The organism is Petrotoga sp. HWHPT.55.6.3, assembly GCF_002895495.1.
Classification (GTDB): Bacteria; Thermotogota; Thermotogae; order Petrotogales; family Petrotogaceae; genus Petrotoga; species Petrotoga mobilis.
Genome location: NZ_AZRJ01000052.1, coordinates 15,701 through 27,110 on the forward strand (window position 1 = coordinate 15,701; position 11,410 = coordinate 27,110).

Here is an 11,410-nt window from a genome sequence, read left to right on the forward strand (position 1 = left end):
TAGTTTTTTCAATTATAATTATATATCAATTAATAAATAAAAATATACCACCCTATCACATAACTTTTGCAAACGAGCTTTATAGCGCCCCTTCGCCCCGCTCCCCACCCATAAGGAAGAGGGACCTGCGGTCCCTTAAACCCTGTTTTTCATCCATAAGGAAAAGGATTTTTATTTGCACCCTTTCCCAGCTTTTTAACCATAAGGAAAAAGATTTGTTCCTTTTTACCCCGCTCCCCGCCCATAAGGAAAAGGGCTCCATCTGATCAGTTATTTTCGATGAATTTTTCTATACTTTTAATGAATTGTCTAATGTCATCCAAATTTTCTGTTATTATGTCGTACAGCTCTTCTTGAGAGATCATGTGATACATATGGACCAATCTATTCCGATAACCAGCCATTTGAATCAATTTCTGGCTCAAATTCTTGTTTATAATATCTTTTTCTCCAAGCCCCAAAGCAATAGCTTTATACTCAGTGGACATGTCTATGCTACCTGTCTTAGCTAATATATGCCTTCCAATATCAAAGATTGCTTCTAAAGACCTTCGGAGAAAGCTTTCAGCGGCTGCAGGGTTTCTTCTATCTCGTAGAAATTCTTCTTTTGATAAGTGAGATAGTATTTCTAATTGAATTAGATAGTCATTAATAAGTATCAATCTATCTCTAATAAGCTCTTTATTTATCATCTTTCATTTCTCCTCGTACTTTTCTAATACTTCCTTGGTGTATAAATCGAGTACATATTTAAAATCCGCAGCCCGCCTTAATATCATCATTTCATATTCATCTTTGAAACTTTCTGATTCACTATATACACATATGCCTTTTAACGCTTCAGTCTGGAATACAGAATGAGTTTCTTGCAAAAAAACCAGATCTAATTTGTAAGGTTTGAATAATTCTTCTAATTCATTGTATATACTCGCATAAAGCTTGTATCTTTGCTTTATACTATCCAAATCAAACAAAAAAACTATTCCCACATCTATGTCTGTGAGAGGATCATCTATTTTTATATTGTTATCATCATTGTCTTTTAGTAACTGATAAGCCTTTTCTTTCTGCGAGCCAAACAAATAAACTAACCCTATTTTATATTTTTTACACAAATCTTTTATGAATTCTAATTTGTTCTGAACCATGTTGTTCACCTGCTTAATTCTTTTGTATTTAAATCTTATACTGTCTTGGGAAACTTTAAAAAGATAGATGCAGCGCCCCTTCTCCCGCTCCCCACCCATAAGGAAGAGGGACCTGCGATCCCTTAGACCCATACGTTAAGGGGCGAGCCCCTTAAGATCCCCGAACGTTAAGGGGAACCCCGTTAAAAACCCCAAAACAAGGTCAAAATCATTTAAAAACATCGTTTGCACAATGCTGCAAACTTAAAAAAGCTTTTTGCACAAAGCTGCAAAAGGGCTTCGCCCTGTGACCCTTTTAAAAAAGTGCGTTTTTGTGAGCTGCGCTTAGTCATTATTTGCGCCCCTTCGCCCCGCAGCCCGTCCATATGAGGATTAAATTGATTTTTGCTATTTTAATTATATCATATCTTTTTGAAGGTGAGTTATTTTATCATATACTTCCGTATAATAAGTTTTATAGCGCCCTTCCCCCGCTGCCCGCCCTCAAGGAAGAAGTTCTTTGTTAGCACCCCTTCGCGCCGCTCCCCACCCTTCGCTTTAGATCATAATTTGATGTCTTTGAAATGATATAGAATCCTTGTTTTTTTGGCTGGTCCTTCTTTTATTTCTATGAAGAATATATGTGATATAATTTAATCGTAGAATGAGCGAGAATGAGGTGACATTATGAAAATTCTAAGTTATAGAATATTACTTAAGAAAGAAGCTGAAGGAGGTTATACCGTTATAGTCCCTCTTCTTCCAGGCTATGTCACATACGGAGATACAATAGAAGAAGCAATAAAAATGGCAAAAGAGGCTATTCAATTATACATAGAAAGCTTGCAAGAACACGGAGAAGAGATACCTACTGAAGAAGAAACTATGGAGTATACATTAACGGTGGAAATTTAGATGTCCAAACTACCAAACCTTACCCCTCAGCAAGTTATCAAAATTCTTGAAAAGCTAGGTTTTGTGTTAGATAGGGTTAAATGCACTTAGTGAAAGAAAAGTAGTTAGCAATAGCAAATGTTCATTAAAACTAGCAACAATTTTTAGTTGAAAAACGCCCATTTAGGGCGTCTTTTCAGAAATTATTTAAGTAACTCTTTTAGTTCTTCTATGGTTATACTAAGAATGTTCTTCTTTATTTTGTTTATGGTTTCTTCGTTTGCTTTTCTGATCTTTTCTTCTAATCTTTTATCAAAATCTTCTCCAAACCTTTGGTTTAGAATTTCTATGATTACTTCTCTTTCACCTTTTTCCATGCCTTCTTCAAATAATGAGGCTCCTATCTTTGCCATTCGTATCACCTTATTTCTGGTACACTTTTCGTTTAGTAAGTGCATAGATTCTTAAAACTATTTGTGGATTAAGGTTTTTTTCTTTTGATAAATTTCTTATTAAGCTTTTTAATTGCATTAGATTTTTCATGAGATCATCTCCAAGTATTTTCTCAACACTTTTTCAATTTTTAGTTTTTTTGAGTATTCTATTAATTTGTTTAGGTTTTTATCTTTGTTAGATATATAAGCTTTTAATGAATTTTTGAATAAATCTTTATCCATATTGTTTCTGTTTTTGACAATATCACATATTGTTCTCTCTTTATCATATACTTTTATTTCTCTTCCAAAATTGGTTTTTGATTTTGTTAGTCCGAGATCATAGTTTTCTTTTTTTGTCCAATGTATGTTTACATTGTATTTTTCTAGATTTTTAAGGTTATAACCCTGAGGGAGAGTTACTGAGTAATTTATTGGGTCTCTATCTGTTAAATTATGTAAATATAGTGCTGTTTCATGGGAAAAGACTATTTTTTGAAATTTTTTTTGTAATATATACATTTCATCTTCAAATGTTCCTGGAGTAATGTATGTACCCCTTTCTAATCTTTCGAGAATATTTTTTTCTATAAAAATATTTAGATATTGTCTTGGGATTCCTAATTCAACAACCTCTTTTGTAGTTATTATCCCATCTTTTTTATTTATTAATTTTTGTAATTTTTCAATATAATTCATATGATCACCTCTTTACAAGTACACTATAATTATACACTATTAATGTGTAAAAGTCAAATTTTGGTGATCTATAAGATAATAATCAAAAATCATAATTATTTTAAAAAATCATTGTTATAAGAATTGGAACGGAAAGAGAAAGTATTACTCCTTGTCCAAAGGCTATTAGAGTAGTTTCTTTATCGGTGCTTTTTGCTATTACTCCAAGCATTGTGTCCATTGAAGTGGCTCCTCCAATTGATGCTGCTCCTAATGGGGACCATTTAGCAACTAAAGGAATTAAAACTATTGCTAAAATTTCTCTGATTACATTTGCAGTGAAAGAAATTGCTCCTAAAACAGGAGAGTAGAGATTGCTGATCATAACACCTGAAAGTGAATACCAACCGAATCCTGCAGATGCGCCTAGTGATTCTTTTAAATTAAGGTTCGTGAAAAATATTGCCAAAGAGCCAAAGATAAGACTTCCTAATATGGTTAAAATTGATTGAAAGAGTATATTTTTCATGTTGACTTTTAATTTTGAGAGTATCTTTTCTTCACTGCCAATATCAACCCCAACGCTAAAAACCAAAAACATTAATAAAATAGTAGTTAAATTGTTCGGGATATTAAAGTTAAAATAGATACCAGATATTATTCCAGCAACGACTGCAGATAATAGCAATATCATTTAGTTTTCTCCTTTTTAAAGAACTTTTCGTAAATGGAAGTGAAAAGAACGCTTCCAATAATGGAAAAAACAGCTATGTATAAAGCTGTGATTCCAATTTCTTTAATTTGAGAAATCAAGACGTCATCGTTGCCAATTTCATAACCCATGAAAAAGAGTAACAAAACCGTTGACCATAGAACAGGTTTGATTTTTTTCAACCATTTTAGCCTTCCTTTTAATCCAAAAAAAAGGCCAATTGAAAAAGCTATAAGTATTCCCACCATCATAATGGATCCACCTCACACCCTGCCTTTATAATTTTTAAAATTTCCCCATTTTTTTCAGCTTTTCAGATATTTTTCTTACGTCTTGTGAGTTTTCTTCTTTTGTGATTAAGATACCGTTTTCTCCTTCAACTACTATAATATTTGATAATCCAATTATTCCTACAAATTTATCGGATTTAACGAACACATTTTTCCCATTTATGACTTCAACGTTTTCGTCGTTGTCTGAGTATCCTTGCAGTTCCCTTACAGATACCCAGTGCCCTACATCAGACCATGTAAAATCGGCTTTTACTACATAGACTTTATCAGATCGCTCTAATAGGGCGTAATCGATGCTTATTTTTTCGATAGTGGGCATGATTTTTCTTAAGCTCTCTGTGTCCCATGGAGAGATGTTTATGAGTTTGTTATAGATGTCAGAAGAATGTTTTTTCATTTGTTTTAAGAATGTGCTTTTTTTCCATACAAAGATCCCGCTGTTCCAATAGAAGTTGCCTTTTGATAGAAAGGTTTTAGCTGTTTCAGGGTCAGGTTTTTCTTTGAATGAATTGACTTTGTATGTTGAGTTGCTTATTGGTTTTCCTGCTTCTATATAGCCGTAACCAGTTTCTGGCCTGGTTGGTGTTATTCCGAAGGTGAATAGTCCGTTGAATTCTTGGGCGCCTTGTATTGCCTTTGATAGAGTGTCCCAGAATTTTGATTTGTCAGGTATGTAATGGTCGGCAGGGAGTATTGTTACTATTTCGTCATCTTGAGCTACTAGAGTTCCTATCATGCAGGCTGGTGCGGTGTTTCTTGGAATTGGTTCTAAGATGATGTTGTCTTTTGGTATTTCTGGAATTTCTTTCATCGTTAGTTGTTGATATTTTTCTGATGTAATGATAAAGATGTCTTCGGGTTCCATTTTGTAGCTCATTCTTTCATAGGCTTCTCTTATGAGGGTTTTGTCTGAGAAAAGTTTTAGGAATTGTTTTGGTGTTTTTGAGTTTGATAGAGGCCAGAATCTTTCTCCTGAACCTCCTGCAAGGATTATTGCCTTCATAATTACCTCCTTTTGTGATAGCGCCCTTTCACCCCGCAGCCCACCCAGGTGGAAGAGGGACCTGCGGTCCCTTAGACCCGGGGGGTGGAGGGCTTCGCCCTGTAACCCTTTTAAAAGTAGAGCGTTTTTTGTAAGCTGCGCTTAGTCGTTATTTGCGCCCCTTCGCCCCGCAGCCCACCCATGTGGAAGAGGGACCTGCGGTCCCTTAGACCCGGGGGGTGGAGGGCTTCGCCCTGTAACCCTTTTAAAAGTAGAGCGTTTTTTGTAAGCTGCGCTTAGTCTTTATTTGCGCCCCTTCGCCCCGCAGCCCACCCATTTAAGGAAAAAGGAAAGGATTGCACCGTTCTACCCGTGAGTAAAAGGTTCTTTTTTAGCGCCCTATCCCGGCTCCCCGCCCGTTTTAGCAAGGAGGAAAGGAATATGAACCATTCCGTTCATAAGGAAGGGGCCTTTATTTTATTAGGAATTTGAAATATAGACCACCTAGAGGTGGTAGTGTGAGTATTATGGATTGTTCTCTTCCATGCATAGGTATGTCTTGGGAGTATACTTCTTTTGGATTGTCGACTCCACTTCCGTAGTATTGTGTCCAGTCTGTGTTGAGTATTTCTTGGTATACGCCTTTTTTTGGTACGCCTATTCTATAGTTATCCCTTGGCACTGGTGTGAAATTGAAGACGCAGACGATAATTTCATCTTCATTTTCTGATTTTCTTATAAAAGATATTACACTGTTGTCCGCATCGTTGAAGTCTATCCATTCGAAGCCTTCATAACGGTGATCAATTTCAAATAATGCGGGATGATTTTTGTACAGTATATTTAAGTCTTTTAAAAATAGTTGTGTTTTTTTGTGAGGTTCGTATTGTAATAGGTGCCAGTCTAAACTGTTAGAGCAGTCCCATTCTTTTCTTTGGGCTATTTCACTTCCCATAAAGAGTAAATTTTTGCCAGGATGGGCATACATGTAGGAGTAAAAGAGCCTTAAGTTGGCGAATTTTTGCCAATCATCACCTGGCATTTTTTCCAAAAGGGACCTTTTGCCATGTACGACTTCGTCATGAGAAATGGATAAGATAAAGTTTTCGGAAAAAGCGTATACTAGGGAAAATGTGAGGTCGTTTTGATGGTATTTTCTAAATATTGGGTCTTTACTAAAGTATCTTAATGTGTCGTTCATCCACCCCATGTTCCATTTGAATGCGAACCCTAAGCCTCCTTCATGAACCGGCGTAGTTACTCCTGGAAATGCAGTAGATTCTTCTGCAATGGTTACAATCCCAGGGAAGTACTGATAGGTGACGGTGTTGAGTTGCTTGATGAAATCGATGGCTTCAAGATTTTCTCTTCCGCCGTATTTGTTGGGAATCCATTCCCCATCTTGTCTGCTGTAGTCTAAGTATAGCATTGAAGCTACAGCGTCTACCCTTAAGCCGTCGATGTGGTATTTGTCTAACCAAAATAGTGCATTTGCCAATAGGAAGTTTTTAACTTCAGTTCTTCCGTAATTGAATATGTATGTTCCCCAGTCTTTGTGTTCTCCCAATCTGCTGTCAAGGTGCTCGTAAAGGGCTGTGCCGTCAAATCTTCCCAAAGCATGTGCGTCTTTTGGAAAGTGACCAGGTACCCAGTCAACGATGACACCTATACCTTCTTGATGCATTTTATCGACAAAGTACATGAATTCTTCGGGTTTCCCAAACCTGCTTGTTGGAGCATAGTAACCTGTTACTTGGTATCCCCAAGAGATGTCTAAGGGGTGTTCGCTTACAGGTAATAGTTCTATGTGAGTGAAATGGTTTTCTTTAAGGTATGCTGAAAGTTTTTCCGCTAGTTCTTTATAATTTAGAAATTGATTTTCATCTTTTCTTGCCCATGAGCCTAAATGGACTTCATAGATTGACATTGGCTCTTTTATCCAATTTTTATTTTTTCTTTCTTCCATCCATTTGGAGTCGTTCCATGTGTATTTGTTTTGTATATCGTATACAATGGCAGCTGTTTTAGGCCTTACTTCAAAGTAAGTTCCGTAAGGGTCTGTTTTGAGTAAGAGGTCTCCATTTTTGGTTTTGATTTCAAATTTGTATAAGTCTCCTTCAACAACACCAGGAACGAAGATTTCCCATATTCCTGATTGACCTAAGACCCTCATTTGATGAATTCTTCCATCCCAGTTGTTGAAGTTACCAACGACGCTGACTCTTTTAGCGTTTGGCGCCCACGTTGAGAATAAAACCCCTTCGATTCCATTTATTTTCATTGGGTGTGCACCTAGTTTTTCGTATATTTTGTAATGGTTTCCTTCGTTGAAGAGATATCTGTCGTATTCAGATATGACTGGTAAAAAAGAGTATGGATCTTTGTAAGTCCAGGTGTTGCCGTTGTAGTCTGTGCATTTTATTTCGTATTCAAATATTTGTGAACCTGGGATCTTTTTTTCAAAGAGTCCAGTTTCGTGAATTTTATCGAGTTTTACTGTGGCATTTTTAGAAATCAAATATGCTTCTTTTGCAAAGGGTTGAAGAACCCTTATGACTAAGTTTTCTTTGTCGAGTTCTCTTAAGCCTAGATAGATAAAGGGGTCGTGACATTCTGCGTTAACAAGCATATTTATTTCTTGTTCCGTTAGTATTGGCATGTGTTGCCACCTCCTTTTGTGTTAGCGCCCTTCCCCCGCAGCCCGCCCATAAGGAAAAGGTTCTTTGATAGCTCCTTTCTCCAGCAGTCCACCCATAGGGAAGGTTTTTATTAATTTATCGTAAAGTAGGTGCCGTTTTCTTGGGAGAGTTTCCCATCTATTTCTAGTTGCATTATAGTGGATAATATTGTAGAGACGTCTTCTTTTAAGGTTTCACATATTGAGTCTAAGTTATTTTTCCCTTCGTTTATTAGTTTTAGTATTTTTTCTTTTAACTCCATTTCTTCAGGATTTTCATTGTAGTTTTCTACTTCTAGGTTGGTTATTCCAAATAACTCTTTGAGATGTTGTATAGATATAATGGGGGTGGCGCCAGAGTAGATTAGATAATTAGTACCGTATGAATTTAACCTTGTTATATCCCCTGGTACGGCTAATACTTCTCTTCCATAATCGAGTGCGTATCTTGCGGTTATCAATGATCCACTTTTTTTAGCAGCTTCAACGACTATGGTTTTTTCTGATAGAGCTGCAATTATGCGGTTCCTGTACGGGAATGTGTACTTTGTTGCCCTGGTACCTGGAAAATATTCTGATATTATTAGCCCTTCTTCTTTTATTTTGTTGTAGAGTGATTCGTTAGATTTTGGATATATTATGTCTATCCCGTTCCCGAGAACGGCGATCGTTTTTTTAGCGTTTCTTTGGGCTATCGAGTCGATTCCATATGCCATTCCGCTTACTACTGTGTAGCTGCTCAGGGCTTTGGCGATTTCAATGCATATAGATTTTCCGTAGTCTGTGACTTTTCTTGTACCAACAATGGAGACGGTTTTGCTTTTTAAAAGCGATGGATCACCGAAATAGTAAAGAATTACTGGAGGGTCGTTGATGTTTTTTAATAGATCTGGATATTCTTCATCCCAGTAAGTGATTATGCCTAAATCTTTTATCTTATCCAAGCTTTGGACTATTTTTCTTTTGTTTTCTTCGAATTCTTCTTTGAATAGTGTGGGTGATGTGTCTGTTTCTGTGTATTCTAAGAGCTCTTTGTTGGATTTTTTATATACTTCTTTGAGGGTTATGATGTCTAGTATGTTCAATGATTGTGAAAGCCTCCTTCCTCCCTGGTTCCCTCTAGAATCAATTTCTTATTTTTGTGGAATGATTTTTATTGGTTTTTTGTAAGCTGCGCTTAGTCTTTATTTGCGCCCCTTCGCCCCGCAGCCCACCCTTTTTAGGAAGGGACCTGCGGTCCCTTTAACCCAAACATTGAAGGGTAAACCCCTTAAGGTCTCCGAACGCACCCATAAGGAAAAGAGTTCTTTATTTAGCGCCCTTCCCCCGCTCCCCACCCATTTAAGGAAGGGAGGGCTTTCCTTTAACTGCGCTCCGCGCCCCATTCTGAGAGGAAGATTGGAGGGTGAATGAGCAGATTTCTACCTCCGTTTTTTCTGAATGTCAAAGAGATTAGTTGGGCATCTTTTTCTTTGTTCCCGTAGGCGATATATATGTGTTGAGGTTCTAAATTATTTTTTTTTAAGATTATTAATACGTCTGAAAGAACGTAAGGATGAATTATAAAACAGCCTAGTCCTTTGTTTTTTAAAAGATATTTTGAGGCTTGGATGAAATCTTCTAATACTTTTAGGTCTTCCGCTGATCTGGCGATTTTTCTATCGCTGATTTGACTTTTTAATCCATCAAAGTAGTGTGGAGGATTTGAAATTACATAGTCTATAGTTTCTGTTTCAAAATAGTTTTTGACGTTTTTTACTTCTGTATTGAGGAATTCTACGTTGTTTATTTCGTTTATTTCTTTGTTTTGTAAGGAGTATTCATATAGATCTTTTTGTATTTCTATCCCAATGATTTTGCTGTTTGTTAGCATTTTCCCAATTACGAGACTGACGTGCCCTATGCCACTTCCGAGTTCGACGATGGTGGAGTTGTCTTTTGCTGGATGAGTGGCTAATAATAGTACGCTTGCATGTGTTGGGAGATGATGTTTGTTGGGTGTTTTTAGTTTTAGTGATCTGTAAATTTGGTCTATTTGATGAATTTTGTTGGTTGTGTCCATGTGTTAGCGCCCTGTTATTTTCTTTGTAGAAATATTGAATATTCTTCTATATTTAGTCTTTCTATTTTTGAATCAATGCTGTTCATGAATGAGAATGTTTCAATGTTCATTAATTTTATAGTAGAAGTTTCCATTATCGTTCTGCTGTTTATAGATGAGTTGAAAAGGTCTATTGTCGAGCTTTTGAATAATGATTCTGCCACGTTATTTAACGATATTTCTTTTAAATAGGTATTATCGATGTAAACACCCGATGAGTTTGTTATTTTAACGTAGTCGGATATGGATGAGTCGTAAATGCAAATTCTTCTTATACTTTGTGTATCGATTGAGCTGTAATTATCAAGGGTTGAGTTTTTAAAAAATAATAATTTTCCTTTGCCGGTAAATTTTATGTTTTCAAAGTCTGTGTCGTAGGCGATTATGGTTCCACCGTTGAGCGCTATTTCTCCTTCTCCAAATATATGAGTTTTATCAAATCCTGGCATTAAAAACATTAACCCTTCAACAACCACAGTAGCACCGTTATATAATCTGACTTCGTTTCCAGATTCTACCAAGAATGTTCTCCCTTCTGGTATTAGTATATCAGAAGCTATAACAAAGGGCGTGTTAATTTGTGGTAAGAAGAGGTTTTTTTCTACTTTGTTTATCGTACCTGAGGCATATGGAACAAGAGCCTCTGAGAGAGTGATTACCGGATCTGAAGGTAACCCGTATGTTCCATTGTTGGTAACTTTTCTTACAAAAATAATATCATAATTTGGGTTTTCAATGAACGTGTTTTTTAATTCAAAAGCTTTTTGCCATCCCAATATTTCATCATATCTTTCAACAACGTAATTTTGATAGTTGGGATCATATCGCCAGGATATGTAATCCATGTCTTCAGAGATTAGTCTTGCCGTAATTTCAGGTGGGGTAGGGATTTGATCGTCAACATTAAAATTCACAAATTTTTCGGTTTTATTTTTGTTTGAGTCAAAAACAATCATGGTTGCATTGGTTGTTGGGTGTAGTAACAAGTCTGATGGGTATTTAACCTCGTTTCCGTCGTCTATGAGAACCAAAAAATTATCATCCCAGTCGTCAGAAATCTCCATATCAAGTTCTGAAAAAAGGTCAACCTTTATAATATCTGAATTTATAACTGGGGGTTTGTCAATATCCGTATCTATTTCGATCTTGTGATCGTAAGTGTTTTCGACATCATCTTTGAACCGTAGAACGTAATTTGTAATTCCGGAATCTTTGGTAATTTTTATTGAGAAACTGTCTTGTGACGAAGTTGAAGAGGCTAATTCTGTTTCGTTGTAGTATAAGGAGACTGTAGAAAAGTCTTCTTCATCTACTTTGTATTCTAAATTTAAATTACCTGCCGATAGTTCTTGGTTGAGATATGATGGTTTTGGTGGAGTGGAATCAAAAGTTATGTTTGTGGCATATTCGGTGATAATTCTGTTTTTGTCATCTAAAAATTTGATGTTGATTTTGTGAGGGCCGTCGCTGATGTCGTATAGCGCCCCTTCGCCCCGCTCCCCACCCGTGAGG

At 36.4% G+C, this 11,410-nt stretch carries 12 protein-coding genes; 1 reads left to right on the forward strand and 11 read right to left on the reverse strand.

Annotation, left to right across the window (positions count from 1 at the left end):
- Window positions 1-266: 266 nt before the first annotated feature.
- Together X926_RS09265 and X926_RS09270 are read right to left on the reverse strand one after the other, a co-directional pair.
- A complete protein-coding gene (locus X926_RS09265; protein ID WP_103065886.1) occupies window positions 267-692 on the reverse strand; it encodes a DUF86 domain-containing protein in 426 nt (141 codons plus the stop codon).
- A gap of 3 nt (window positions 693-695) precedes the next feature.
- A complete protein-coding gene (locus X926_RS09270) occupies window positions 696-1,148 on the reverse strand; it encodes a nucleotidyltransferase domain-containing protein (protein ID WP_103065887.1) in 453 nt (150 codons plus the stop codon).
- A gap of 666 nt (window positions 1,149-1,814) precedes the next feature.
- On the opposite strand from X926_RS09270, the gene X926_RS09275 reads away from it, so the two are divergent.
- Window positions 1,815-2,042: a type II toxin-antitoxin system HicB family antitoxin gene (locus X926_RS09275; protein WP_199171207.1), complete on the forward strand. Its 228-nt coding sequence runs from the start codon at window positions 1,815-1,817 to the stop codon at window positions 2,040-2,042.
- A 182-nt stretch (window positions 2,043-2,224) separates the two neighbouring features.
- Here the strand turns inward: X926_RS09275 and X926_RS09280 are convergent, their stop codons facing one another.
- The 9 genes from X926_RS09280 to X926_RS10210 form a co-directional block, all read right to left on the reverse strand.
- Window positions 2,225-2,434 carry a hypothetical protein gene (locus tag X926_RS09280; protein WP_103065889.1) on the reverse strand — a complete coding sequence of 70 codons (210 nt, stop codon included), beginning with the start codon at window positions 2,432-2,434 and terminating at the stop codon, window positions 2,225-2,227.
- A gap of 126 nt (window positions 2,435-2,560) precedes the next feature.
- Window positions 2,561-3,154 carry a type IV toxin-antitoxin system AbiEi family antitoxin domain-containing protein gene (locus X926_RS09285; RefSeq protein WP_103065890.1) on the reverse strand — a complete coding sequence of 198 codons (594 nt, stop codon included), beginning with the start codon at window positions 3,152-3,154 and terminating at the stop codon, window positions 2,561-2,563.
- Window positions 3,155-3,254: 100 nt separating this feature from the next.
- Entirely contained in the window at window positions 3,255-3,827 is a 573-nt protein-coding gene (locus X926_RS09290; protein WP_103065891.1) for a lysine exporter LysO family protein, read from the reverse strand.
- On the reverse strand, window positions 3,824-4,096 hold the full coding sequence (locus tag X926_RS09295) for a LysO family transporter (protein ID WP_103065892.1): 273 nt from the start codon (window positions 4,094-4,096) through the stop codon (window positions 3,824-3,826). The genes X926_RS09290 and X926_RS09295 overlap by 4 nt, the downstream gene beginning before the upstream one ends.
- A 34-nt stretch (window positions 4,097-4,130) precedes the next feature.
- Window positions 4,131-5,141, reverse strand: coding sequence for a mannose-1-phosphate guanylyltransferase (locus tag X926_RS09300; RefSeq protein ID WP_103065893.1), 1,011 nt, complete (start codon window positions 5,139-5,141; stop codon window positions 4,131-4,133).
- A 451-nt stretch (window positions 5,142-5,592) separates the two neighbouring features.
- Window positions 5,593-7,779: a 1,4-alpha-glucan branching protein GlgB gene (gene glgB / locus X926_RS09305; protein ID WP_103065894.1), complete on the reverse strand. Its 2,187-nt coding sequence runs from the start codon at window positions 7,777-7,779 to the stop codon at window positions 5,593-5,595.
- A 110-nt stretch (window positions 7,780-7,889) separates the two neighbouring features.
- Window positions 7,890-8,882, reverse strand: a complete 993-nt coding sequence (dprA, locus tag X926_RS09310; protein WP_158245245.1) for a DNA-processing protein DprA — start codon at window positions 8,880-8,882, stop codon at window positions 7,890-7,892.
- A gap of 278 nt (window positions 8,883-9,160) precedes the next feature.
- Entirely contained in the window at window positions 9,161-9,859 is a 699-nt protein-coding gene (locus tag X926_RS09315) for a tRNA1(Val) (adenine(37)-N6)-methyltransferase (RefSeq protein WP_103065896.1), read from the reverse strand.
- Between the two features lie 14 nt (window positions 9,860-9,873).
- Window positions 9,874-11,410: hypothetical protein (locus X926_RS10210; protein WP_158245246.1), on the reverse strand; the 1,537-nt coding region annotated here is incomplete at its 5' end.

What these genes read in the sequence shown, in the direction of transcription:
- X926_RS09315 (WP_103065896.1), bottom strand. Translation starts at nt 9,859, where the DNA reads ATGGACACAACCAACAAAATTCATCAAATAGACCAAATTTACAGATCA.
- X926_RS09280 (WP_103065889.1), bottom strand. Translation starts at nt 2,434, where the DNA reads ATGGCAAAGATAGGAGCCTCATTATTTGAAGAAGGCATGGAAAAAGGT.
- X926_RS09300 (WP_103065893.1), bottom strand. Translation starts at nt 5,141, where the DNA reads ATGAAGGCAATAATCCTTGCAGGAGGTTCAGGAGAAAGATTCTGGCCT.
- glgB (WP_103065894.1), bottom strand. Translation starts at nt 7,779, where the DNA reads ATGCCAATACTAACGGAACAAGAAATAAATATGCTTGTTAACGCAGAA.
- X926_RS09285 (WP_103065890.1), bottom strand. Translation starts at nt 3,154, where the DNA reads ATGAATTATATTGAAAAATTACAAAAATTAATAAATAAAAAAGATGGG.
- X926_RS09275 (WP_199171207.1), top strand. Translation starts at nt 1,815, where the DNA reads ATGAAAATTCTAAGTTATAGAATATTACTTAAGAAAGAAGCTGAAGGA.
- X926_RS09290 (WP_103065891.1), bottom strand. Translation starts at nt 3,827, where the DNA reads ATGATATTGCTATTATCTGCAGTCGTTGCTGGAATAATATCTGGTATC.
- X926_RS09265 (WP_103065886.1), bottom strand. Translation starts at nt 692, where the DNA reads ATGATAAATAAAGAGCTTATTAGAGATAGATTGATACTTATTAATGAC.
- X926_RS09270 (WP_103065887.1), bottom strand. Translation starts at nt 1,148, where the DNA reads ATGGTTCAGAACAAATTAGAATTCATAAAAGATTTGTGTAAAAAATAT.
- X926_RS09295 (WP_103065892.1), bottom strand. Translation starts at nt 4,096, where the DNA reads ATGATGGTGGGAATACTTATAGCTTTTTCAATTGGCCTTTTTTTTGGA.